30 protein-coding genes and 1 other annotated feature are annotated in these 24,343 nt (G+C 41.1%); of the genes, 6 read left to right on the top strand and 24 right to left on the bottom strand.

Translation table 11 applies throughout. The features are described 5' to 3' along the window. Positions 1-308 precede the first annotated feature (308 nt). Complete coding sequence (locus tag I6H78_RS09155; RefSeq protein ID WP_198459492.1) at positions 309-866, top strand: TetR/AcrR family transcriptional regulator; 558 nt, start codon at positions 309-311, stop codon at positions 864-866. Between the two features lie 33 nt (positions 867-899). On the opposite strand, the gene I6H78_RS09150 is transcribed toward I6H78_RS09155, so the two are convergent. Then, on the bottom strand, positions 900-1,118 hold the full coding sequence (locus I6H78_RS09150; RefSeq protein ID WP_198459491.1) for a YdbC family protein: 219 nt from the start codon (positions 1,116-1,118) through the stop codon (positions 900-902). Positions 1,119-1,221: 103 nt separating this feature from the next. Here I6H78_RS09150 and I6H78_RS09145 point away from each other — a divergent pair, with 103 nt between their 5' ends. Next, a complete protein-coding gene (locus tag I6H78_RS09145; RefSeq protein WP_198459490.1) occupies positions 1,222-1,542 on the top strand; it encodes a hypothetical protein in 321 nt (106 codons plus the stop codon). A 27-nt stretch (positions 1,543-1,569) separates the two neighbouring features. On the opposite strand, the gene I6H78_RS09140 is transcribed toward I6H78_RS09145, so the two are convergent. The 7 genes from I6H78_RS09140 to rpsP all read right to left on the bottom strand — a co-directional run bounded on the left by I6H78_RS09140 (position 1,570) and on the right by rpsP (position 4,681). Further along, complete coding sequence (locus I6H78_RS09140) at positions 1,570-1,908, bottom strand: ATP cone domain-containing protein (protein WP_001196045.1); 339 nt, start codon at positions 1,906-1,908, stop codon at positions 1,570-1,572. Positions 1,909-1,919: 11 nt separating this feature from the next. After that, positions 1,920-2,639 (bottom strand): tRNA (guanosine(37)-N1)-methyltransferase TrmD, encoded by a 720-nt coding sequence (gene trmD / locus I6H78_RS09135; RefSeq protein ID WP_198460248.1) that lies wholly within the window; start codon positions 2,637-2,639, stop codon positions 1,920-1,922. After that, complete coding sequence (gene rimM, locus I6H78_RS09130) at positions 2,629-3,147, bottom strand: ribosome maturation factor RimM (RefSeq protein WP_198459489.1); 519 nt, start codon at positions 3,145-3,147, stop codon at positions 2,629-2,631. The genes trmD and rimM overlap by 11 nt, the downstream gene beginning before the upstream one ends. A gap of 73 nt (positions 3,148-3,220) precedes the next feature. Further along, positions 3,221-3,772 carry a hypothetical protein gene (locus tag I6H78_RS09125; RefSeq protein WP_198459488.1) on the bottom strand — a complete coding sequence of 184 codons (552 nt, stop codon included), beginning with the start codon at positions 3,770-3,772 and terminating at the stop codon, positions 3,221-3,223. Next, positions 3,762-4,106: a MazG nucleotide pyrophosphohydrolase domain-containing protein gene (locus I6H78_RS09120; RefSeq protein ID WP_232619934.1), complete on the bottom strand. Its 345-nt coding sequence runs from the start codon at positions 4,104-4,106 to the stop codon at positions 3,762-3,764. Before I6H78_RS09120 ends, I6H78_RS09125 begins: the two co-directional genes overlap by 11 nt. A gap of 43 nt (positions 4,107-4,149) precedes the next feature. Then, positions 4,150-4,389: an RNA-binding protein KphA gene (gene kphA, locus I6H78_RS09115; protein WP_000379617.1), complete on the bottom strand. Its 240-nt coding sequence runs from the start codon at positions 4,387-4,389 to the stop codon at positions 4,150-4,152. 19 nt (positions 4,390-4,408) lie between these two features. Next, on the bottom strand, positions 4,409-4,681 hold the full coding sequence (gene rpsP / locus I6H78_RS09110; RefSeq protein ID WP_000268760.1) for a 30S ribosomal protein S16: 273 nt from the start codon (positions 4,679-4,681) through the stop codon (positions 4,409-4,411). 216 nt (positions 4,682-4,897) lie between these two features. Between rpsP and I6H78_RS09105 the strand changes: the two genes are divergently transcribed. Together I6H78_RS09105 and I6H78_RS09100 are read left to right on the top strand one after the other, a co-directional pair. Beyond that, entirely contained in the window at positions 4,898-5,704 is an 807-nt protein-coding gene (locus I6H78_RS09105) for a peptidylprolyl isomerase (RefSeq protein WP_198459486.1), read from the top strand. Between the two features lie 27 nt (positions 5,705-5,731). Next, on the top strand, positions 5,732-5,971 hold the full coding sequence (locus I6H78_RS09100) for a zinc-ribbon domain-containing protein (RefSeq protein WP_000600216.1): 240 nt from the start codon (positions 5,732-5,734) through the stop codon (positions 5,969-5,971). Positions 5,972-6,013: 42 nt separating this feature from the next. Here I6H78_RS09100 and I6H78_RS09095 read toward each other — a convergent pair whose 3' ends face one another. The 7 genes from I6H78_RS09095 to I6H78_RS09065 all read right to left on the bottom strand — a co-directional run bounded on the left by I6H78_RS09095 (position 6,014) and on the right by I6H78_RS09065 (position 12,510). Next, entirely contained in the window at positions 6,014-7,555 is a 1,542-nt protein-coding gene (locus tag I6H78_RS09095; protein WP_198459485.1) for an ABC-F family ATP-binding cassette domain-containing protein, read from the bottom strand. A gap of 1 nt (position 7,556) precedes the next feature. After that, positions 7,557-8,036 carry a VanZ family protein gene (locus I6H78_RS09090; RefSeq protein WP_198459484.1) on the bottom strand — a complete coding sequence of 160 codons (480 nt, stop codon included), beginning with the start codon at positions 8,034-8,036 and terminating at the stop codon, positions 7,557-7,559. A 1-nt stretch (position 8,037) separates the two neighbouring features. After that, on the bottom strand, positions 8,038-9,123 hold the full coding sequence (gene rlmN, locus I6H78_RS09085; RefSeq protein WP_198459483.1) for a dual-specificity RNA methyltransferase RlmN: 1,086 nt from the start codon (positions 9,121-9,123) through the stop codon (positions 8,038-8,040). A 20-nt stretch (positions 9,124-9,143) separates the two neighbouring features. Continuing rightward, positions 9,144-9,674: a YutD family protein gene (locus tag I6H78_RS09080; RefSeq protein ID WP_198459482.1), complete on the bottom strand. Its 531-nt coding sequence runs from the start codon at positions 9,672-9,674 to the stop codon at positions 9,144-9,146. 155 nt (positions 9,675-9,829) lie between these two features. Beyond that, entirely contained in the window at positions 9,830-10,435 is a 606-nt protein-coding gene (sodA, locus tag I6H78_RS09075; RefSeq protein WP_000974728.1) for a superoxide dismutase SodA, read from the bottom strand. A gap of 69 nt (positions 10,436-10,504) precedes the next feature. Beyond that, a complete protein-coding gene (gene holA, locus I6H78_RS09070; RefSeq protein ID WP_198459481.1) occupies positions 10,505-11,542 on the bottom strand; it encodes a DNA polymerase III subunit delta in 1,038 nt (345 codons plus the stop codon). A gap of 32 nt (positions 11,543-11,574) precedes the next feature. After that, on the bottom strand, positions 11,575-12,510 hold the full coding sequence (locus I6H78_RS09065) for a dihydroorotate oxidase (protein WP_198459480.1): 936 nt from the start codon (positions 12,508-12,510) through the stop codon (positions 11,575-11,577). 204 nt (positions 12,511-12,714) lie between these two features. Here I6H78_RS09065 and gdhA point away from each other — a divergent pair, with 204 nt between their 5' ends. Both gdhA and I6H78_RS09055 read left to right on the top strand, forming a co-directional pair. Beyond that, the gene (gene gdhA / locus I6H78_RS09060; protein ID WP_198459479.1) at positions 12,715-14,061 is read left to right on the top strand and encodes an NADP-specific glutamate dehydrogenase; all 1,347 of its coding nucleotides are present in this window, start codon (positions 12,715-12,717) and stop codon (positions 14,059-14,061) included. Positions 14,062-14,092: 31 nt separating this feature from the next. Then, complete coding sequence (locus tag I6H78_RS09055) at positions 14,093-14,578, top strand: GNAT family N-acetyltransferase (protein ID WP_198460247.1); 486 nt, start codon at positions 14,093-14,095, stop codon at positions 14,576-14,578. 101 nt (positions 14,579-14,679) lie between these two features. Here the strand turns inward: I6H78_RS09055 and I6H78_RS09050 are convergent, their stop codons facing one another. The 9 genes from I6H78_RS09050 to thrB all read right to left on the bottom strand — a co-directional run bounded on the left by I6H78_RS09050 (position 14,680) and on the right by thrB (position 24,343). After that, a complete protein-coding gene (locus I6H78_RS09050) occupies positions 14,680-15,048 on the bottom strand; it encodes an EXLDI protein (protein ID WP_096406794.1) in 369 nt (122 codons plus the stop codon). 62 nt (positions 15,049-15,110) lie between these two features. After that, complete coding sequence (locus I6H78_RS09045; protein WP_198459478.1) at positions 15,111-16,013, bottom strand: DUF2268 domain-containing putative Zn-dependent protease; 903 nt, start codon at positions 16,011-16,013, stop codon at positions 15,111-15,113. 229 nt (positions 16,014-16,242) lie between these two features. Next, complete coding sequence (gene rplL, locus I6H78_RS09040; protein ID WP_001196964.1) at positions 16,243-16,611, bottom strand: 50S ribosomal protein L7/L12; 369 nt, start codon at positions 16,609-16,611, stop codon at positions 16,243-16,245. A gap of 74 nt (positions 16,612-16,685) precedes the next feature. Further along, positions 16,686-17,186 carry a 50S ribosomal protein L10 gene (gene rplJ / locus I6H78_RS09035; protein ID WP_001287274.1) on the bottom strand — a complete coding sequence of 167 codons (501 nt, stop codon included), beginning with the start codon at positions 17,184-17,186 and terminating at the stop codon, positions 16,686-16,688. 38 nt (positions 17,187-17,224) lie between these two features. Continuing rightward, positions 17,225-17,360: a sequence feature (ribosomal protein L10 leader region), on the bottom strand. Positions 17,361-17,422: 62 nt separating this feature from the next. Further along, entirely contained in the window at positions 17,423-18,682 is a 1,260-nt protein-coding gene (locus I6H78_RS09030) for a TRZ/ATZ family protein (protein ID WP_198459477.1), read from the bottom strand. 105 nt (positions 18,683-18,787) lie between these two features. Then, positions 18,788-20,536, bottom strand: coding sequence for an ABC transporter ATP-binding protein (locus tag I6H78_RS09025; protein ID WP_198459476.1), 1,749 nt, complete (start codon positions 20,534-20,536; stop codon positions 18,788-18,790). 1 nt (position 20,537) lies between these two features. After that, positions 20,538-22,262, bottom strand: a complete 1,725-nt coding sequence (locus I6H78_RS09020; protein ID WP_198459475.1) for an ABC transporter ATP-binding protein — start codon at positions 22,260-22,262, stop codon at positions 20,538-20,540. Positions 22,263-22,321: 59 nt separating this feature from the next. Then, positions 22,322-23,260, bottom strand: a complete 939-nt coding sequence (msrB, locus tag I6H78_RS09015; protein WP_198459474.1) for a peptide-methionine (R)-S-oxide reductase MsrB — start codon at positions 23,258-23,260, stop codon at positions 22,322-22,324. 213 nt (positions 23,261-23,473) lie between these two features. After that, positions 23,474-24,343: a homoserine kinase gene (gene thrB / locus I6H78_RS09010; protein WP_198459473.1), complete on the bottom strand. Its 870-nt coding sequence runs from the start codon at positions 24,341-24,343 to the stop codon at positions 23,474-23,476.

Here is a 24,343-nt window from a genome sequence, read left to right as displayed (position 1 = left end):
TATTTTTATTAAAATCTTTTCACCTATAAAATTATTTATTTACACATTGTCAAGTATTTTGATATATTATTCCATAACACCATATAAAAAATGACTTTCCTAAGAATTATCTGAAAATACTGACATAATAGGAGTTTGCAAAAAGTAATGCCTCCTTGTAACAATCTGTTATTTCTAATAAATCTATGATATAATAGTCTTATAGAGGCTTTCAAATAATCATCTATTCAGTTTATTTATGCTAAAGGGAAAGCTTGGGTAATACTAAATCTAGTATTTTTAATATTAATAGATAGGAAGGTAAAGTTATGGCAAACAAAACTAGAGAGTTAATCTTAGATGCTTTTATCACTCTTGCAAGGAGAAACCCTCAGCGAACTTCTTTTACCATGACTGAGATTGCTGCAGAAGCTGGTATTTCCCGCCAAGCGATTTATCAAAAGCACTTTAATAACTTTGAAGATATTATCGATTATATCCACAAGGAGACCGATCAACAAATCTTCAATATTTTTAACAACTACTGTTCTGAAAGAGATGGCGATCCCATCACTCTCTTAGCGGACCGCGTTCTTCCTCTCATCTATGAAAAGCGAGAAGTCATCGGTACCTTGTACAATTCTCAAGCCGACACTTGTTGGAAGGAGTTTCTGCGTGGGACATACTCTGAGTGGGTACTCAAGAATGTCAATTACCAACTGAAATATAATTTTAGTAAAGAAGACATCGCTTATATCATTACGACCACGGCAATCTCTTTCATCGAAGTCTGGATTCGTAAAGATAATCCAATACCACCTGAAGAGTATAAAGAGACTTTCATTCAATTGTCTAAAACTTCTTTGTGTGACTACATTGTGTCCTAAAAAAAGAATCTTGAGCTGCACTCAAGATTCTTTTTATTGTCCACCTTTAAAGGCATCGACCATTATCTGAAATTCTTCATTGGAAAGCGTGATTCCTTTGCCCATTTTGGTATGGTCAGGACTCCAAGAACGAATATCGAACTTTGCAGGGGCACCATTAAAGCTAACGCGATTTAGTTCTTTTGTCCATCCTTTGTCATTTTCAGACAAGGTCAGTAAGTGTTCTTCGATTTCAAATGTAAATTCTGCCATTTTAACTCCTTTATGTGATATGCTTTCTGTAGTCTATTCGTAAAAATCTTGTGGTTTTTAGGAAAATTTTATATAATGTGGATATATAAGAAGGGAGGATTCTATGAGACAGACATTCAAACTAGTTCTAGATAAACTACATGGTTTTCTCAATGGAAATGACGAACCTCGCCAAACCGAGGACAACTCCCTCACTGCTATGATTGAACAAGCCATCCAGAAAAAGACGGCTGTTCATGTCATATTTGCTGAAACAAGTTTTTCGGGTGATATTGTTAAACACGATGCTAATCGCCAACAAATTATCGTCAAAAATTTTTCAAAAAACGTGACCCGAATCATTCGTATCAGTGATATTAAACGACTTCGTTTTGTTCCCTCAACCGTACAAAAAGCTCAGAAAAGTCTATTTAAGAAAGAGTGAGATGTTCTTTGCATCCCACTCTTTTTCTTAACGGATTTGTTCAAAATGAAGATGAACGGCGATATGGTCGCCATAACCACTTCTCTCCAAATCGCGTTGCAAGCGATAAGAGATATAGTGTTCTGCAATAGTAATGTAGCCAGCTCCAAGTAAGCGGTGCTCAACCATTGACTGGATCATGCTGATAGTGGCACGTTCTACTTTTGCTTCTTCCAAGTCCAAAACGACTTTCTTAGTAACTTGAGCTAGGTTTTGACGTAAGTCATCAGTCAAAACATAAACTGTTTGAGCTGCTTTTAAGACAGCTTGGTAAATTTTATCTGGATCAAATTCAGCAATTTCTCCATTACGTTTGATTACTTGCATAAGATTCTCCTTTATTCTTTGTTTTCTCTGATTTCAGCCAGCATCTTTTCTTCTTCGGCTGTTAGTTGATAGTTTTCTAGCAGGTCAGGTCTGCGCTCGTAGGTTTTCTTTAGACTCTCATAAAGCCGCCACTGGCGAATCTTTTCATGGTGCCCACTCATGAGCACATCTGGCACGACCATGCCTCGATAGTCATAAGGGCGTGTGTACTGAGGATATTCGAGAAGACCCGAAGAAAAGCTATCATCCTGGTGGCTAGACTCCTTACCAATCACTTCTGGTATCAAGCGCACGGTCGCATCAATCATGGTCATGGCCGCCAATTCTCCTCCAGTCAAAACATAGTCTCCTAGGGAAATTTCATCGGTTACCAAGGTCTTGATACGCTCGTCATACCCTTCATAGTGACCACAGATAAAGATTAGTTCCTCTTCCTGAGCCAAATCCTCAGCGTAAGATTGATCGAACTGTTTTCCAGCAGGATCAAGAAGAATGACACGGGGATTTTTCTTTTCAATAGCATCAAAGGCATCGAAAATGGGTTGAGCCCTTAGCAACATCCCCTGACCGCCTCCGTAAGGTTCATCGTCAACATGACGGGCCTTTTCAGCATATTCTCTGAAATTATGATACTGGATATCCAAGAGCCCTTTTTCTCGAGCCTTCCCAACAATTGAGTGTTCCAGCGGAGAAAACATCTCAGGAAAGAGGGTTAAAATATCAATCTTCATCATCTAGTCCTTCTAAGATTTCCACTTCGACCCGCTTGTTTGGAATATCAACATTGAGAACTACTGGCGGAATGTAAGGTAGAAGCAAATCACGCTTACCTTTTCGCTTGACCACCCAGACATCGTTGGCTCCTGGTTGTAGGATTTCCTTGATAGTTCCAATCAAATTGTCTCCCTCGTAAACTTCCAAACCAATAATCTCGTGATAGTAGAATTCTCCATCATCTAAGTCGTTCAAATCTTCCTCAGCAACTTTGAGACTGTAACCTTTGTACTTTTCAATCGCATTGATATGGTACATATCTTTGAATTTGATAATGTCAAAATTCTTATGCTTACGGTGGCTAGCGATGGTTACTGTTTGGACAAACTGATCTTTTTCATCAAATAAAACCAGCTCTGCCCCTTTTTTAAACCGTTCCTCTGCAAAATCCGTCACAGACAAGACTCGCATCTCACCCTGTAGACCCTGCGTATTGACGATTTTTCCAACATTAAAGTAGTTCATCTTGTCTCCTGTATCTATTTCTATCCTTTATTTTATCACGTTCCAGGGATTTTCACAAGTTGGAGAAAATCAGCTATAATCCCAAAATTGCTAGTAGTTTCCTCTTTAATGTTAATTTATATTTAAAAGAAGAAATATTTATATTCCCGTTATACATATTACTATAAAATGTATACTCCCCAATTTGACCTTGACTTGTCTTCCATTTCATTCTTAAACTAGGTATAGTCTCAGGTAAATTTGTATAAATCAATAAGCATGTATAATTTTTTAAATTTTTGACTGTATGTATTTTATCTTGAATGACTAAACGATTACTTTTTGAATCATAGATTAAAGAATAAAATTCTACAATTTCAATGTCAACTTCTTTTGGATAAAAAATCAAATGGTTATAATGTTTATCATTTTTATTATGTTTAAACTCATAAACATGATGAAATCTCGTATGTAAGGAATCAAATTCGATTGGTTTAATTGCCTGAATTTCGATATTATTAATATAGGCCTTATTCTGGAAACTTATTTTTAAAATTACACCTATAAAAGTCGAAATCTGTATAATTCGTAATAACCAATCAATATACACCGCCCAGTCTATTTTTAAAAAATAATCAGTGTTCAATATTTCTCAAATCTCCCTTCAAAAAACTCTCCAAATCTCTTTCATGTTGGTACTTAATGGCTGCTTTTTTATCTTTGTCAAAAATGGTTTTGGTTAGGTCAATGTCGTTGATAGCCGCAATAGCGACGGTGTAATGAATGATATCAACCAGTTCTTTGGCAAGTTCCTCGTTTGAGTCCTGAACGCCCTCTTTTCGACCAGAGCGCCCATTCAAGACCTCGGCTACTTCTCCGACTTCCTCCACTAGCTTGATAAAGAGACCTTCCTCAGTTCGAGATTGCTGGTAAAGTTCGAGTAAGTAATCTTGTAATTGTCTAAACGTTAAATCCTTCATCTTCTCCTCCTCACAAAAAAGCGAGACATCCGTCCCGCTTTTTTTATTTTTCATCGATAACGATTCTTACTTTTTTGTCTTCAGTTGGGACAGAGTAGACAATCGTTCTTATCGCTGAGATAGTGCGACCCTTACGACCGATAACACGACCGACATCGCTTTGGTCAAGATCCAAGTGATACTCCAAAAACTCTGGTGTGTCTTCAATCTTGATAGTTAAGGCATCAGGTTGTGAAATCAAAGGTTTCACAATCGCAATAATGAGATTTTCAATCGTATCCATCTGTCAACCTACTTTAAACTTATTTTGAGAATTTAGAATCGTGGAATTTTTTCAATACGCCTTCTTTTGAAAGGATGTTGCGAACTGTATCTGAAGGTTGAGCTCCATCAGCCAACCATGCAAGAACGCGGTCTTCTTTCAAAGTTACTTGGTTTTCAGCAACAAGTGGGTTGTAAGTTCCAACTGTTTCGATGAAACGTCCGTCACGTGGTGAACGTGAGTCTGCTACGTTGATACGGTAGAAAGGTTTTTTCTTAGAACCCATACGAGTCAAACGGATTTTAACTGCCATTTTTTAATGTCTCTTTTCTTATTTTTTATTTCGGTGAAATAGCTAAGCTATTTAGCACATGTTCTATTATAGCAGATTTCTGACAGGTGTCAAGAAAAAAACTTGACAGAGTTTTAATTTTTTTAACTACTAGAAATTTTTAGTAAAATCTTTTACATTTGAAATCAAACTCCTTTTAAGGTACAATGGTAGAAATGAATTTTTGAGAGGTTAACAATGAAAAAACTAGCAGCCCTTCTTTTACTATCCACTGTAGCCCTTGCTGGATGTACTAGTATCCAACGTGGTCTCCGTGGTGATGAATATGTCGACTCCAGCATCTCTGCTGAAGAAAGCTCAAAAGCAGCTGCTCAGGCTGCCAAAGATTTGAATGACGCTTTAACCAATGAAAATGCCAACTTCCCTCAACTTTCTAAAGAAGTTGCTGAAGATGAAGCTGAGGTCATTTTACACACAAATCAAGGCGATATCCGCATCAAACTCTTTCCAAAACTAGCACCTCTAGCAGTTGAAAACTTCCTCACTCATGCCAAAGAAGGCTACTATAACGGCATCACCTTCCACCGTGTCATCGATGGCTTTATGGTCCAAACTGGAGATCCTAAGGGAGATGGTACAGGTGGCCAATCTATCTGGCATGATAAGGATAAAACGAAGGATAAGGGAACTGGTTTCAAAAATGAAATCTCCCCTTACCTATACAATATCCGAGGAGCCCTTGCTATGGCTAACACTGGTCAACCAAACACCAACGGTAGCCAGTTCTTCATCAACCAAAATTCAACAGATATTTCAGCTAAACTTCCTACCAGCAAGTATCCAAAGAAAATCATCGAAGCCTATAAAGAAGGTGGAAATCCAAGTCTAGATGGCAAACACCCTGTCTTTGGTCAAGTCATCGATGGCATGGATGTTGTTGACAAGATTGCCAAGGCTGAAAAAGATGAGAAAGACAAACCAACGTCTGCTATCACCATTGATAGTATCGAAGTGGTGAAAGACTACGACTTCAGTAAAAAATAAGCCATCAACAGATAAGGAGACGATGACATGATTTTATTTTGGGGTTCTAAAGGTTATCAGAAAGATTTGGGACATACGCAAACAGCGATCGAATGTGGTCATTGTAACAATGTCGACACTTGGGAGATCGTAGAAACTGGGCGCAAGTTCACCCTTTACTGGATTCCACTTTTCCCTTATGGTAAAAGTTACTTCGTTTCTTGTCCGATTTGCCACTACGGTAAAGAAATTGAGAAATCTGAAGTTGAAAGCTATTTAAATTACTAGTCAAAAAAGCCAAGTCATTTCGACTTGGCTTTTTTACTGCTTTTAAGTTAGCTTGTTAAAGTCCCAGATTTGGTCCATCCAGCCTTCATAGAAGTCTGGTTCGTGGCAAACCATAAGAATGCTTCCTTTGTATTCTTTAAGCGCCCGTTTGAGTTCATCCTTGGCATCTACATCCAAGTGATTGGTCGGCTCATCCAGCACTAAAACGTTGTTTTCACGGTTCATCAAGAGACAGAAACGCACCTTGGCCTGTTCCCCACCTGACAAGACCTGAATCTGACTTTCGATGTGCTTAGTTGTCAAGCCACAACGAGCAAGGGCTGCACGGACTTCTGCTTGGTTAAGGGCTGGAAAGGCATTCCAGACAGCCTCTAGTGGTGTTTGACGATTTCCACCTTCTACTTCTTGCTCAAAATAACCAAGTTCTAGGTAATCACCGCGTTCTACTTCTCCAGCGATTGGTGGAATAATGCCCAAGAGACTCTTCAAGAGTGTTGTTTTCCCAATACCATTGGCTCCAATAATGGCAACCTTTTGATTGCGTTCAAAAGTAAGATTTAAGGGTTTGGTAAGTGGACGGTCATAACCAATCTGCAAGTCCTTGGCTTGGAAGATAAAGCGCCCTGGTGTACGAGCTGGTTTGAAATCAAAGGACGGCTTTGGTTTCTCGCTTTGGAGTTCAATGATATCCATCTTGTCGAGTTTCTTTTGCCGGGACATGGCCATATTACGCGTTGCAACACGCGCTTTGTTTCGAGCCACAAAATCCTTGAGGTCGGCAATCTCTTTCTGTTGACGTTCATAGGCTGCTTCCAGTTGAGATTTCTTCATAGCATAGACTTCTTGGAACTGGTAATAGTCACCAGAGTAACGCGTCAACTGTTGATTTTCCACATGATAGACGATATTGATTACGTCGTTGATGAAAGGAATATCATGCGAGATAAGGACAAAGGCATTCTCATAGTTTTGGAGATAACGCTTGAGCCAGTCAATGTGTTCAGCATCTAAGTAGTTGGTTGGCTCGTCAAGCAACAAGATATCGGGCTTTTCAAGAAGCAGTTTGGCCAAAAGTACCTTGGTTCTTTGTCCACCTGACAAGGCTGTTACATCCGTATCCATGCCATAGTCCATAACACCGAGAGCACGCGCCACTTCATCAATCTTAGCATCTAAAGTATAAAAATCACGACTCTCCAAACGGTCTTGGAGTTCGCCAACTTCTTCCATGAGCGCGTCAATATCCGCTCCGTCTTCAGCCATTTCCATATAGAGGTCATTGATACGAGCTTCTGCTTTAAATAGCTCATCAAAGGCTGTCCGCAAAACATCACGCACAGTTTGGCCTTCCTTTAGCACAGCATGCTGATCCAGGTAGCCAGCAGTCACATACTTAGACCACTCCACCTTCCCTTCATCTGGTAACATCTTACCAGTCACGATGCTCATAAAGGTTGATTTCCCTTCACCATTGGCACCGACTAGACCGATATGTTCTCCCTTTAGGAGACGGAAAGACACATCTTCAAAAATTGCACGGTCACCAAAACCGTGACTCAAATTTTTAACTTCTAAAATACTCATTCTAATTCCTTATCTTGTTTTTATGCAGTCCTTTATAGAGGACCCAAGCCAGATAGCCTCCCAGGGTATTGGTCCACAAATCATCAATCTCAAAGACCCGATTAAAGTCGAATAAAAAATCTAAAACTAGTTGCGTGCACTCAATTCCTAGACTCAGTAGAAAACTGAGAAGGATGATTTTTTTCGTTTGTCGTAAATTTGGACAGAGATAAATCAGTTGAAAGACTAGTGGGAAAAGCAAGAAGACATTTAAAATGTTCTGCAAAAAGATCCAAAGGACTTGTCCCAAACTAGTCACTTCACCCAGATTCCAAAGGGAGTTTAAGGGAGTTAAAAGAAAAACCAGGCGTCCAAAAGTTTGAATACCTGGAGTTTCCACTCCTATAGGAAGTTGAGGCTGGGGAGTAAAGCAAAAACAGACAATGCATAGGCCGTAAACAGCCACTCCCAATCTTAAGATTAATTCTCTTTTTCTAGTCATTTTATGGATTTACCGCTGCGACTGCCTTCTGGCGATCACGTTTCATTGTATTGGAGCGTAATTGTCCACAAGCTGCATCAATGTCTGTACCATGTTCTTGACGAACAACACAGTTGACCCCTTTTTTCTTGAGGGTATCGTAGAAGGCCATCACGCGCTCTTTAGGACTACGGCTATATTGGTCATGTTCACTAACTGGGTTATAGGGAATCAAGTTTACATAAGACAATTTCTTGATATTTTTGAGCAATTCCGCCAGCTCCAAGGCTTGTTCAACACCGTCGTTGACTTCATTGAGCATGATGTATTCAAAGGTCACACGGCGATTGGTTGTTTCGATATAGTACTCAATAGCAGCAAAGAGTTTTTCAATCGGAAAGGCACGGTTAATTTTCATGATGCTTGAACGAAGATCATTGTTTGGTGCGTGAAGGGAAACAGCGAGATTAACCTGTACGCCTTCATTAGCAAAGTCACGAATTTTATGGGCCAAACCTGAAGTTGAAACTGTGATGTGACGAGCACCGATAGCCATCCCCTTGTCATCATTGATGGTACGAACGAAATTCAATACATTGTTGTAGTTATCAAATGGTTCACCAATTCCCATAACAACGATATGACTGACACGCTCATCCTGACCACGCTCATCAAAGTATTTCTGAACTAGCATAATCTGCGCTACAATTTCACCGTTATTAAGGTCACGTTGTTTCTTGATCAAGCCTGATGCACAGAAAGTACAACCAATATTACAGCCGACCTGAGTGGTCACACAGACTGACAAACCGTAGTGTTGACGCATGAGTACTGTCTCAATCAACATGCCATCTGGCAACTCGAAAAGATACTTAACAGTACCGTCAGCTGACTCTTGTACAATCCGTTGTTTCAAAGGATTGACCACAAACTGGTCATTGAGTTTGGCAATCAAATCCTTGGAAAGGTTGGTCATTTCTTCAAACGACTGGACACGTTTACGGTAGAGCCATTCCCAGATTTGATCTGCTCGGAATTTCTTTTCTCCTTGTTCTAAAACCCATTCTTGCATGGTTTGACGTGTTAAACTATAAATAGACGGTTTCATCTCTTCTCCTTATTCTCTATCTATTTCTGACGAATGACAAAATGGCGCTGTCCCTTGTCCTCTTTCTGAGACTTTTGGTCCTTAAGACGACGTCTATTTCGCTTATCCGTATTTGGTTTTCTCTTGTTTTGCGAAGGTTTCTTGCCTCTTCTAGGAAGGTTTTCCTCTTCCTTTTTACGCATTTTCTTGTCAAATGAAGCCCGTTTCGGTGCTTGATTTTCTAGAACAAAATAGGCACAACCATAACTACAGTACTCTAAAAGATAATCCTGTAAGCGACTGATTTTTTCAATTTTTTCCTCTGTTCGGTCGTCTTTGTAAAAGCCACGTAGGCGGAGCTGTTCATTACTCCAGTCCCCCACGACATAATCAAACTTGGTCAACACTTCTGAGAAGCGCTGATTAAAGACGGTCACATCGAAAGCCTCCTTGATATTTTCAACCAAGGTAAAAGCAATCCCTTCAGTCTCAACCTTATCCCCATTCACATGAAATTCTGGGCCAGGAAACTTGTTATAGTTGTATAATTCAGGTGCAATTTCTTTACGCATAGTCTTCCTTTTCCACGATTACTTAACACTCTATTTTACCATAATTTCTAGCAGTTAGCACGTTTCTCATAAAAATGAGAAAAGTCTGACGATTTTGTCAGACTTCTGCCATATAAAACAAAAAAGAGAAGAATGACTCTTCCCTTCCTATTTTTTTATTTTGCTGCTGCGTAGAGCTCGTCTACTTTGTTCCAGTTGATGACTGAGAAGAAAGCTTTGATGTAGTCAGGACGCACGTTGCGGTATTTCACGTAGTAAGCATGTTCCCAAACGTCCAAGCCTAAGATTGGTTTTTTACCTTCTGAGATTGGTGTGTCTTGGTTTGCTGTTGAAGTTACTTCAAGTTTTCCTTCTTTGTTGACAACCAACCAAGCCCATCCAGAACCGAAGCGAGTTGTAGCTGCTGCTGTAAAGGCTGCTTGGAACTCTTCAAATGAACCAAATGTTGCGTCGATTGCTGCTGCAAGTTCTGCTGATGGAGCTGTTTTTTCAGGAGTCATCAATTCCCAGAAAAGAGCGTGGTTCAAGTGTCCACCACCGTTATTGATAAGCGCTTGACGGATGTCAGCTGGGATAGAGTCTACATCAGCAAGCAAAGCTTCAAGGTCTTCACCAATTTCAGGATGTTTTTCAAGAGCTGCATTTGCATTGTTTACATAAGTTTGGTGGTGTTTGTCATGATGCAAGTGCATTGTTTCTGCATCGATGTATGGTTCCAAGGCGTCGTATGCGTATGGAAGGTCTGGTAAGATAATAGCCATCTGTAATACCTCTTTTTCTTTCTATATGAAAATGATAACGCAATCATCCTCTTTTTTCAAGTTTTTTGCTCAATTTGCTTCTGCCGCAATCTGCAAAAGTGCCTTTTCAAACAGATACCCTTTTTCATAGACACCTGTCTTAATCTGGTAGTCTGTTTCGATCAGATAAGAAATCGCTCGCTTGAGAAAGGTCAAGGAAATCCCTCTCGAATCTCTCAATGCGAACTTGATTTGATAAGGATTTGGATTGCGTCCCAAATAAGTCCCCAAACTGCTTGCGATCTGCGATTCTGTCTGACCAGCTTCTGATAAAATCTTCACTTGGGTAAAGGTACGAAACTGTCCTAACATGACAGCTATGAGCTTGATCTCATCCTCCCCTTGCAAGGTCAAATCTCTAACCAAGTCACGGGCCTGGTCAATCTTCTTAGCTAAAATAAACTGAGTCAAATCAAAAATATTGTCCTGCAAGGTCTTTGGAATAGCCTCGACAATATCCTTCTCCTCAATCACGCCGTCTGACTTATAAGACTGCAAAAAGAGGAGATTTTTCTGGATTTCACTAAATTGAAAACCAGATTTGAGAAGTAGATTTTCAAAGGATTGCCCCACAAACTGCAGACCTTGTGTCTGACTCCATTTTTGGAAATACTGGCGGAGTTCTTGTTCCTTGGGTTCAATAGCATCAAATACAGTCGCATCTCGTTTGAGCAATTTGACCAGCCGTCTTTTACTATCTAACTTTCCTTCAGCAAAAATCAACAACTTGGTTGTTGGCGAAGGGTTATCAAGGTATTCCTCAAACGACTTGAGCTCATCATCTGTTAAAAAGCGTTTCTTGGCAGTTGTGATATCGACAAAATGATCTAATATCACGATTTTTTCATCCGCAAAGAAAGGGAGACTGACCAGCTCCAACTCTAAGTCTTTATAAGCTACTTCTTTCATATCAAAGTAAGCAAAGTTGAGATCAGCTGGATCATAACCAATCTGTTTCAACACTTGACTCTTCATAACTTCAAACTGACCCTGGTCTGTCCCTGTAAATAGATTCAAGCTAGATAGATTTGATAAAGTCAACTTCTGACTGTCTTCAATAGCTAGCATCTTCTCTCCTTTCTTCTGATTTTTTAGTAACTTTAATCAATGTAGCGCAATTTCCCACGGAAATCTTCTAGACCCTCATACCCTTTTTCCGCCATGATTGCTTTTAGTTCATTGGTAATGCGTTCAAAAGCACCGACACCTTCCTTGTGGAGAGTCGTTCCTACTTGCACCATACTAGCACCGCAGAGGATGTGTTCAAAGGCATCACGACCCGTTAGAACGCCACCCGTTCCAATGATTTGGATTTGAGGATTTAAACGTTGATAAAAGGCGTGCACATTAGCAAGAGCAGTCGGTTTGATATACTCTCCACCAATGCCACCAAAACCATTTTTAGGACGAATCACGACCGACTCGTCTTCTATATAAAGGCCGTTTCCGATAGAGTTAACACAGTTAACAAACTTAAGTGGATACTTGTTAAAAATAGCTGCCGCTTGGTCAAAGTGAACAATATCAAAATAAGGTGGCAATTTAATCCCAAGAGGTTTGGTAAAGTAGGCAAACACCTCTGACAAGATACGGTCTGTTGTTTCAAAATCATAGGCAATCTGAGGTTTTCCTGGAACATTTGGACAAGAGAGATTAAGCTCTGTCAGTCCTTTGAATTCACTCTCTTGAACTTTTTTCAAGATGGTATGTGTTTCTTCTGGAGACATGCCAACTAGAGATAGGAAGAAAGTTCGGTTTGGCTCTTTTTCCTGCAAGTCCAAAAGATAGTTCAGATAGTAGTCTAAGCCATTATTTGGTAAGCCCATGGAGTTGATAGAACCAAGTGGAACATCCTGGTATCGTGGCTCAGGATTTCCCTGACGAAAGTCCAAGGTCGCAGTTTTCGTAACAAAAGTACCTGCCGCTGAGTTTTTGACTCCTTCTAGTTCCTCTATCGTCATACAAGCCACACCCGCTGCATTCATCAAGCAATTGTCAAACTCAAAGCCAGCTATTTGTGTTTTCGTTGATACCATGATTCTGATCCTCCAGATTCCTTTTATTTCTAATATTATACCATACTTTAAGATTTTCTCTTTGAGAAACTAATTTCTATATAAAATGTTCGGTTTTGTAAATTGAAAGAATTTTTAGAAAATTTCTGTTTTTTTCTTTACACTCAAAAAAAATTCTGCTATAATGGCTCATGTAATAAAATATAACAACAAAAGGAGAACGATATGACATCTGCTAAAGACTATATCCAAAGCGTGTTTGCAACTGTGAAAGCTCGTAACGGGCATGAGGCTGAATTTCTCCAGGCGGTTGAAGAATTCTTCAGCACTTTGGAACCTGTATTTGAAAAACACCCTGAGTATATCGAAGAAAACATCTTGGCACGTATCACTGAGCCTGAGCGCGTGATTTCTTTCCGTGTTCCTTGGGTTGACCGTGAAGGTAAAGTACAAGTCAACCGTGGTTACCGTGTTCAATTTAACTCAGCTGTTGGACCATATAAAGGCGGACTTCGTTTCCACCCAACTGTAAACCAAGGGATCTTGAAATTCCTCGGATTTGAACAAATCTTTAAAAACGTCTTGACTGGACTTCCAATCGGTGGAGGTAAAGGGGGATCAGACTTCGATCCTAAAGGAAAGACTGATGCTGAAGTGATGCGCTTCTGCCAAAGCTTCGTGACTGAATTGCAAAAATACATCGGACCATCTCTTGATGTACCTGCTGGTGATATCGGTGTTGGTGGACGTGAAATTGGTTACCTTTACGGACAATACAAACGTCTTAACCAATTTGATGCGGGTGTCTTGACTGGTAAACCTCTTGGATTTGGTGGTAGCTTGATTCGTCCAGAAGCAACTGGTTATGGTTTGGTTTACTACACTGAAGAAATGCTCAAAGCTAACGGTAACAGTTTTGCTGGTAAGAAAGTGGTTATTTCAGGTTCTGGTAACGTAGCTCAATACGCTCTTCAAAAAGCGACTGAACTCGGCGCTACTGTTATCTCTGTATCTGACTCAAACGGTTATGTCATCGACGAAAATGGTATTGACTTCGATCTTTTGGTTGATGTTAAAGAAAAACGCCGTGCTCGTTTGACTGAGTACGCAGCTGAGAAAGCAACTGCTACTTACCATGAAGGTTCTGTATGGACTTACGTTGGAAACTACGACATCGCTCTTCCATGTGCGACTCAAAACGAAATCAACGGTGAAGCAGCTAAACGTTTGGTTGCTCAAGGCGTTATCTGTGTATCTGAAGGTGCTAACATGCCTAGTGACCTTGATGCGATTAAAGTCTACAAAGAAAACGGAATCCTTTACGGACCTGCCAAAGCTGCCAACGCTGGTGGTGTAGCTGTATCAGCGCTTGAAATGAGCCAAAACAGCCTTCGCCTTTCATGGACCCGTGAAGAAGTTGATGGACGTCTCAAAGACATCATGACAAACATCTTCAATACAGCTAAAACAACTGCTGAAACATACGGACTTGGTACCGACTACCTTGCAGGAGCAAATATCGCTGCCTTCGAAAACGTAGCAAACGCTATGATCGCTCAAGGTATTGTTTAATTAGTCGATACATCTTATCGGAGGACAAATGATGAACTTACGGCCGATGGAAGAGAGAGACAATCCAGCTGTAGCGCAACTCATTCGAGCTAGCCTAGAAGAATTCGGGCTTGACAAACCAGGAACTGTCTACTTTGATTCTCATCTAGATCATTTAGCCGATTATTATCAACAGCAAGAGAGAGCAGCTTACTTTGTCCTGGAAGACGAAGATCAGCTGGTTGGCTGTGGTGGCTTTGCACCTGTGTCCGATAAGATTGCTGAATTACAAAAACTGTATGTCACTAAAAACAGTCGTGGCAAAGGTTATTCTAGCCGTTTGATAAAGCGGATATTCCAGGAAGCCCGCCTAGCTGGTTATGAACAGCTTTATCTAGAAACCTCTACTGAACTGGCTACGGCTGTGGCCATCTATCAACACTATGGTTTCACATCACTGCAACAACCACTTTCTAACGCCGCCGGCCATCCTGCTATGAATATCTGGATGATAAAGTCTCTCTTATCAGATGAATAGATGTCAGTATACTAATGTAGCCAATGCCATGATAGTAAAGGTATTGTTTAAGCACTATCAAACTAGAAGAAATCCGACTGCTTATCAAAGCAGCCGGATTTTTATATATCTAATTTTTCAAAAAATTTGCCTGCTATCTGCTTTTCTTTTAGCTTCTCCAGCAGCTCATTTTCCAGAAAAGGGCTTAGTTCGTCAAAATCTTGGCAAACCTTAAAAACCGTCTCTCTATCCATCTGACCATAAGCTAATTCATAATAGTCCTTATGATGATGCCAGTTCTGGTCATAGTTGACATCTGTTCGCTGATAGTAAACGATATTCTGCTTCGGAGTCAGGTAAAGCTTCTGTGTTAGAATGCTTTTCTGATCTTTGGACAACTTACTACGACTGAAAATCTTAACACCTTGAAAAATCTTGCGCTCATGGATACCCTGATTTGTAACTTTTAATTCAACTCTTTTATAGTGCATATAGTCACCTCCAAAAATTACCTACATTATATCAAACTCTGGCAGATTTGCAAGCAAAAGTGTCATTTCCAAAAGTCTTTCGTCGCCTCTAGAATCTCTTCCGTTGATGTCACAGTAGCCTCAATAATGCTCTTGCCAGTCTTTTTCAGATAAGCTTGTATCAGATGATAACCATAAGCATAGCCCGCAGCATAAGGCATACCAACCGGTATTTGACCTTGAATCTCAGCTATTTCATCACCATAAAGATAAGGAACCATTTCCGCCATCCCCGTTAGCTGAAGCTGACTTGAGATGATGGGCTTAATCTCTTCTAACTGCTCTGGACTGGTTGAAGTGACCCAAGGCCCAATGAGATCTTTGCCATAGAGCTCAGCAGCAAAAGACTCTGCCAATCCTTCACTGACTACCCAGTCTGCTAGTGTCGTCTGCTGGTTCCATTTGACAAATTGAAAGCGGACATTGTGATTGCACTCGTGAGCCAACGCAGCCTGCACACGTGGTAAAGTATAGTCATTTGGTAGCAGACTAAGTATGAGGTAGCCTGGAATTCCACCATCTCCGCTATAACCCTTATTGAGCTGCAACATAGGCTTTTCTGGATTGCCCAATAAAATAGTAAAATGATAATCCTCAACCTCTAAATCATAGCCAGCCTGCTCAAAAAGACCGATACTCCTCTTGATGGTACCTTGACAATTTTGCCAGAGTTGATCAGAGCTCAGAGCATCAATAGCCGGTCTATCCTTTTCTGACAGAGTGCCGGGTAGCTGATTCATAAAACCAAGTAGGAATAGAGCATCAAATCCTCCGGGATACTTTGCTTTCAGAGGAATATGTTGAGTTTGGTATTTGATTGCAAAAGGTGCTAATATTTTAGCTCGAAAGCAACCTTCTCTCTTTTCCAAAGGAAGCTCGAGCATCTCTTGGTAAACTTTATCTGAACGAATCATATTGATTTGCATAATAATCTCCTTTCTTATCTACTATTAGTATAATCCCTTACCTAAGGTCAGAGTCAAGAAGAAAATCGAATTTCTATCAAAATTCTAGTAACTGTTAGAAAAAAGCATCCTAGAACTTTCGTATCAGACTATAATTTAGAGGTAGATTTACCATTCTAAAAAGAAAAAACTGCTATTCCTAAGAATAGCAGTTTTATAAGTTTTTTAAGCTACTAATGTAGTTACTTTATTATTTAAGAGTAACTGAAGCTCCAGCTTCTTCCAATTTAGCTTTGATTTCTTCAGCTTCTGCAGTTGGAACGCCTTCTTTGATGACACCTGGTGCACCATCAACAAGTTCTTTAGCTTCTTTAAGTCCAAGACCAGTGATTTCACGCACAACTTTGATAACGCCAACTTTTTTGTCACCAGCAGCTGTCAACTCAACGTCAAATGAGTCTTTAGCAGCACCAGCGTCAGCAGCACCAGCTGCAGCAACAGCTACAGGAGCAGCTGCAGTTACACCAAATTCTTCTTCGATAGCTTTTACAAGGTCGTTCAATTCAAGGATTGAAGCTTCTTTAATTTCAGCAATAATGTTTTCAATGTTCAATGCCATTGTTATTTCCTCCAAATAAGTTTTTAATTTTATAATAGTTTTTCCGTAGCTAGGCTACGCTGCGTAGCTTAAGATTAAGCTGCGTCTTCTTTGTTGTCTGCAACCGCTTTGACTGCAAGAGCAACGTTGCGCACTGGCGCTTGAAGTACAGAAAGGAGCATAGAAAGAAGTCCTTCGCGGTTTGGAAGAGTTGCAAGAGCAACGATTTCTTCTTTAGATGCGACGGCGCCTTCGATTGCACCACCTTTGATTTCAAGTGCTTCAGCGTTTTTAGCAAAATCGTTCAAGATTTTCGCTGGTGCGATAACATCTTCGTTAGAAAATGCTACTGCAGATGGTCCAACAAATACTGATGCAAGATCTTCAAGACCAGCTTTTTCAGCTGCACGACGCAAGATTGAGTTTTTAATAACTTTATACTCAACTTCGCTTCCACGAAGCTCACGACGAAGAACTGTATCTTGCTCAACTGTCAAACCACGAGCGTCTACAACGACGATAGATGCAGCAGCTTTCATTTTTTCAGCTACTACGTCAACTAGTTCCGCTTTTTTAGCAATAATTGCTTCACTCATTAGTGTGTTCACCTCCGTAATTATTTTGCTTGGGGAATTTTTCCAAAAGAAAAACGCGCCCAAACCTAGACACGAAAGTACAATACGCTTCTTTTTACATGATACGTTTTGTCCTCGGTAGGATCTTTATGAGTCGAGCTCCCCTACTGTCTTAGGCAGTTTTTTCAAACCGTATATAAGTATAGCATAGACAAAAAAAGAATGCAAGATTTTTGCAAACTTTTTTTTAAATTTTTTTAAATCTCTACTGTCAAAACTTTGCCTTGCTTAACCACCTGTTCTCCTGCAATATAGACATCATCAACATCACTGGATTTGACTGCATAAACGAGGTGAGAGAGCATATTTTCCTGAGGTTGAAGATGGATTTTTCCCTTAGGTTGAATCACGAGAAAATCTGCTTGCTTGCCAACTTCCAGACTTCCTATCAGGTTTTCCATTCCAAGAACCTTAGCACCTTCTATCGTCAGAGCTTTGAGGACTGTTTCGATAGGGAATTGGCTGGCATCTCCACTTTTCATCTTCTGAAGAAGGGCTGCAGTCCGTCCTTCTTCAAACATATCTAGATTGTTATTGGAAGCAACCGAGTCAGTCGCAATTCCGACTGCTACTCCTGCTTTTTGCAGTTGGATGATGGGAGCGATTCCTGAGGCCAGTTTGAGGTTACTAATAGGATTATGGGCGATAGCCACATGAGAAGTTGCCAAGCGTTCAATTTCTCTCTCGTTTAATTCGACCCCATGAGCAAAGACAGACGGATGATCTAAGTAACCTAGTTTGTCTAGAAAGGCGAGGGGGCGTTTGCCATAGCGTTTGAGGATAATTCCTGATTCCTCCTGGGTCTCCGCTACATGGATATGGATAGGAATATCCAGCTCTTTTGCCATATCTAAGCTCGCTTTCAGCAAGTCTCTACTACAGCTATACGGAGAATGTGGAGCTACCATAACCTTGAAATTTGGATTTTCATATCCTAAGATTTCCTCTATGATAGCTCGTGTTCTGATTATAGTCTCAGCAGTTGATTCAGCTTCTGAAGAAAAGAGGGTCGGTGAGAAATAACAATGCATCTTGGAAGCTTTGACTGCCTGATAAATTTGCTCAATAGCCACACCATTGGGATTATACATATCGTTGAAGGTTGTTGTTCCTGACTGGAGCATCTCTGTCAGAGCTTCTTTGACCGCCTTGGTAGTCATGTCGGGAGTAAATCCTGCTTCTGCTGGCCAAATATAGTCATTGAGCCATTCGTGGAGATTACTATCATCTCGGATTCCGCGTAAGCCTGTCATAGCAGAGTGGGTATGGCAATTAACCAATCCAGGCATGATCCAGGCTCCCTGATAGTCTATAATCTGCTCAGCTTGCTCTAAAATCTCTGGCTCCTCTTGACCGACATAGACGATTTGAGAGTCCTTAACGGCTAAGATACCATCCAAATAAACATGGAAATCTTGGTCACAAGTCACGGTATTTACATGCTGATAGACTTTCATTGTTTTCTCCTTCTAAGACCCTGATTTTTTCTAGCTATTGTAACAAAAAAGTCACCCGAAGGCAACTTTTAGTGTCATTAAGACTTTAAAATGGATAGGAATTGCTTATTCAGAGCTAAAAGCTGAAGCTTTTTGCATCTGGTAATATTTGCCCTTTCTAGCCATGAGGTCATGATGGTTACCTTGCTCAACAATATCACCATCTACCAAGACAAGAATCAAATCAGCATCTTGAATGGTTGACAAGCGGTGAGCAATGATAAAGCTTGTGCGCCCCTTCATGAGTTTGGCAAAGGCATCCTGAACTAGCACTTCTGTCCGTGTATCAATGGAAGAAGTCGCCTCGTCTAAGATAAGAATCTTAGGGATAGCTAGAAAGACTCGGGCGATGGTCAAGAGCTGGGCTTGGCCGATAGAGAGAGATTCTCCTGCATTTTCCAACTTAGTATCGTATCCCTGCGGCAACTGCTGGATAAAGAAATCTGCATTAGCTGCTTTTGCCGCAGCAATCACCTGCTCTCGACTGGCTTCAGGATTGCCAAAGGCAATATTGTCATGAATGGTCCCTTGCTTGAGCCAGGTTTCTTGGAGCACCATGCCAAACTGCTGGCGCAGAGAAGCACGACTATAGTCATAAATGGAACGACCATCTAGCAAGATATCTCCCGAGTTAATAGGATAAAAACGCATGAGGAGATTGATGAGGGTTGATTTGCCAGCACCCGTAGGACCAACAATAGCAACCTTGCTACCAGCTGGAATGTCAATGGATAAATCCTTAATCAAAACCTTCTCAAGATGATAGCCAAAAGAGACATGTTTAAAGGAAATAGCTCCCTTGACTTGGTCACTGGTCAAGATTTCCTTACCTATTTCAGCAACCTCAGGACTTTCTAAGACAGCATAGACGCGCTCTGCGCAAGCGAGAGCACTTTGCAACTCGGCTAAAACAGAAGAAATATCATTAAAGGGCTTGGTGTACTGTTGGACATAGTTTAAAAAAGTCACTAAACGCCCAATGGTCAAGGTTGAACCCATCATAATACGATAGGCTCCCACTCCAGCTAAAAGCGCATAAATGAGTGCATTGACAAAGCGAGTCGAAGGATTGACCGTTGAAGAATAAAAGATAGCTGACTGAGAATAGCCTGCGTAGTTGCCATTAGCCTCGTGCAGTCTTCGAATAAACTCTGTCTGAGCATTAAAGGACTGGATAATGGTCTGCTGGCTAAGCGATTCTTCAATCAACTGAGTCTGAATCCCCCTGGTCTCTGTTTGCTTCTGGAAGAGATGATAGGACCGTTTGGCAATAAAGCGTGAAATCACCATAGATAATGGCGTCAACAGCAAGACCAAGAGGGTCATGAGAAGGTGAATTTGGAGCATGGCTAGAATACTAACCAAAATCATCAAAACACCAATGAAAAATTGATTGAAAATCATGGTCAAGCCGGCTGCCAGCTGTTCTATGTCTGTGGTCACACGACTGACCATCTCTCCACTGCCCTGCCGGTCCACAAAAGCAATCGGTAAACGATGGAGCTTATGGATAATTCGCTCTCGCAAGTCTTTGGTATAAGAGAAGATTAGACGATTATAAAGAAGAGGATTGGCCCATTGTACCAGTGTATTTCCTATGACCACCAAGATCATCTGGATGAAAATCTGCCAAAAAATTACTGAAGAACCAGCCACTAGGACTTGGTCGATGACCTGCCCAATCAAAATAGGTAGGTAAATTGATAAACCAACTTGGGCAATAGTTCCTAGAAAGGCTAGGAAAAGGAGGAAGGGATGGCTTGCTAAATCTACGGCCAAACGTTTGAGCGTCTGGTTTGCAGTTTGTCGTTTCATGCTAGTCCTCCTTTCCATGTTGGGATGCATTGATTTCACGATAGACTTGACTAATTTTCATCAAGTCATCGTGCTTGCCAACAGCTAATAACTCACCTTTTTCCAAGAGGAGAATCTGGTCAGTCATCTGAAGTGTCGAAGTCCGTTGAGAAATCAAAATTAAGCTCGTGTTAGGTAAATTCTCTCGGATAGCTTTCAAGAGCTTAGACTCGGTGATGGTGTCGAGGGCCGAGGTCGCATCATCCAGGATGAGAAATGGAGCTTGGCGCAAGACTGCACGGGCGATAGACAGCCTTTGTTTTTGTCCGCCTGAGAAATTTCGACCTCCTGCCTCAACAGTAGCATCCAAAAGTCCTTCCTTTTCACTGACAAAATCCTTAGCTTGCGCGATTTCCAAGGCCTGCCAGAGTTCCTGGTCAGATACTTCTTGATTCAAACCCAAAGTCAAGTTGGAACGAATAGTTCCCTTAAAGAGTTCGATCTTTTGGGGAACATAGGCAATCCAAGACCGCCACTGCTCAAGATTAAGAGGACTACGTCCATCTCGATAAAGGTCAATGATCCCCTTGTCTACTGGATAAAGTCCAAGTAAGACTTGCACCAAGCTTGACTTACCAGAACCAGTTCCCCCGATGATACCAAGGATTTGCCCTTGTTTCATATCAAATGAAATGTCTCTCAGAGAAGGCTGGGCCGCATCAGGATAGGTAAAGGTCAATTCTTGGACTTGTAAAACCTTATCACTGGTAGTTTTCTTTTGTTCTAATTCTGAATGAATATCCTCTGGAGCTTCGGTAAAAACTTCCTCAATTCGCTTGGCTGAGATATAGGACTGATTGAGAGAATTGATCAGCATAGCTAGCTTAACCAATTCCACCAAAATCTGCAAGAGATAGTTGATAAGGGCAATGAGGGCACCTTGACTGAGTAAACCTCCTTGAATTGAAATATATCCCTGCCAGATGATGACGAGAAGAGTTCCATTAACAATCAGATAGGTCAGAGGTGTTAACAAACTAGACCAGAAGCCTGTTTTTTCTTGCAATCTGGCATAAACTTGGTTAAGAGTTTGAAAAATCTTTAACTCTCGTTTTTCCTGACCAAAAGCACGAATAACTCGCATCCCTTGTAATTGCTGGCGCGTTTCCTGAACCAGTTGGTCCGTTTTCTTTCTGAGACTACTGTAGAGAGGATTGACAAGACGAGAGAGCCCGACAATGACAATCGTCAAAATGACAACCATGACTAAGAACCAGAAAGTCAGCTCAGCAGAAATGCGATAGGCCATAAAAATGGCTCCAAAAACGATAATAGGCGCTCGCAAAAAGAGGCGCAGAAATTGATTGATCCCAGTCTGAATCTGGTAGGTATCCGAAGTCAAGCGAGTCACCAAGCTCGAAGTTGTCAAACGATCTCTGCTATCCTTGGGTAAGGAAAGAATATGACGATAAAGGTCGTCTGTCAGTTCTTTGGCAAATCCAACCGCAGCCTTGGCTGAGTAAAACTGGGCTACCAAGGCCACTAAAACGCCAATTACTGCAAAGACGAGGAGCAGGCCAATCTGCATCCAGAGGTGTCCTTGATCTCTCTGGGGTAAGGACTGGTCAACAATCCCAGCAATCACCATGGGAACCAAAAGTTCAAAAACAGCTTCTAGTAGCTTGAACAAGGGTGCTAAAATGGATTCTTTGATGTAGGGTTTGAAGTAAGATAGTAAGTGTTTCATAAGTCCCTTCTATTCTTATTCTGGAAATGAAGAAAGTGGGAAGCCCCACCATCTCAGTTTTATTTGTTTAAGAAAGGTAATAGATAGCCATATCCTGCTTTTTCCATCTCATCCTTTGCCACAAAGCGCAAGGATGCAGAATTAATACAGTAACGCAGGCCACCTAATTCCTGAGGACCATCTGTGAAAACATGACCCAAGTGAGCATTGCCTGACCGAGAACGAACTTCGATTCGCTCCATTCCATGGCTCAGGTCTTTGTAATAATGAATCAATTCCTTAGAAATCGGACGACTAAAACTTGGCCAACCACAACCTGAGGCAAACTTATCCTTAGCAAAAAAGAGTGGCTCACCCGTCGTGATGTCTACATAAATGCCCTCTTCAAAAGTTTGGTCATAGACATTACTAAATGGAGCCTCTGTAGCAGCTTCTTGCGTAACACGGTAAGATTCTGCTGACAAACTTCCCCTTAACACTTCTTGACTAGGCTTTTCATAGTTGGCTGCATCAATCAATGGCTTCTCAGCATCGGTTACATCGATATGACAGTAACCGGAAGGATTTTTCTTGAGATAGTCTTGGTGGTAGTCTTCAGCTAAAATGTAGTGGCGAAGTTTCTCCACTTCTACTGCAATCTTTCGCCCCAGCATGCGCTCCTGCTCCTGAACAACTGTATAGATAGCTGGCAAGTCTGCTTCATCTTGATAATAGATTCCTGTCCGATATTGGCGACCACGATCATTTCCTTGTTGGTTGATTGATAAGGGATCAATGACACGGAAATAATAAAGCAAAATCTCTCGAAGTGACACTGCTTTCTCATCATAAATCACTTGAACCGTTTCTGCATGGTCTGTTTCCTTGAGTAGTTGGTAATTGGTCGTTTCGATTTGACCATTAGCGTAGCCAACACTGGTTGCTAGCACTCCAGAAATACGTGAAAAATATTCCTCTAAACCCCAAAAACAACCACCTGCTAGATAAATTTCTGCCATCTTTATTTCTCCTTTATCAAGTTTTTAACTAATACTCTTCGAAAATCTCTTCAAATCACGTCATCTCTATCTGCAACCTCAAAACAGTGTTTTGAGCAACCGGCGGCTAGCTTCCTAGTTTGCTCTTTGATTTTCATTGTGTATAAACTTCTTTTCAAAAAAAGGATAGGAAGCCCTTTAATCAAGACTTTCCCCATCCTATCTTCTATTTCTTTACTTTGTTTCGACACGGACACCTTGGGTATCAACCTTCAAATCATGAAGTTTGCCTTTGAAAGACTGCTTTTGCAATTCTGCCTTAATCGCTGGCATCTTGTCATGAGAAGCCAAGACCATAACTGTCGGTCCAGCACCAGAAAGATAGGTTGCATAGGCACCATTCTCTTTGGCTACTTGCTTAATCATCGCAAATTCACGGACCAGACTTTGACGATAACGCTCGTGGAAGAGGTCCCCCTCGATTGCTTGGCCAGCTGTCACCATATCTCCTGCTAATAAGGCTGCAACGGCCACATTGGCGATAGAACTAGCTGCAACAGCTTCCTTGTAGGACAATTTCTTAGGAAGGACACCTCGGCTATCGCGAGTGCGTAATTCATAGTTGGGAATATAAGCTAGAAAATCACACTCCGGGAAGTCTGCCACAATCGCAGAAACGTGCCCTTCAACGGAACTCGCAACAACAAGATTTCCATAAATGGCTGGAGCCACATTGTCAGGATGTCCTTCAATCTTGGTAGCCAGTTGCAATTTGTCATGGTCAGATAAGTTGAGATTCCCCAGTTGGTTGGCCAGTTCAATCCCAGCAACAATCACCGAGCTAGAAGAACCCAAACCACGCGCCAAGGGAACATCGCTAATCATTTTCAAGCGTCTCGGTTGCAAGTCAGGCGCAATTTGCAGGGCAATCTTAAGCAAAAGATTACGCTCGTCATGTGGAATCCATTTGCCAATCTGGTGTTCAATCAGCCACTCATCACGTTCTTCACATACCTCAATTTGAAGATACTTGGTTACAGCTACACCGACCGAATCAAAACCTGGCCCGATATTGGCACTGGTTGCAGGTACAATAATCTTCAT

Source organism: Streptococcus oralis (assembly GCF_016127915.1).
In the GTDB taxonomy this organism is placed as follows: Bacteria; Bacillota; Bacilli; order Lactobacillales; family Streptococcaceae; genus Streptococcus; species Streptococcus oralis_BO.
The sequence above is the reverse complement of the archived record's forward strand: the minus strand, read 5'-3'. Positions and strand labels throughout refer to the sequence as shown.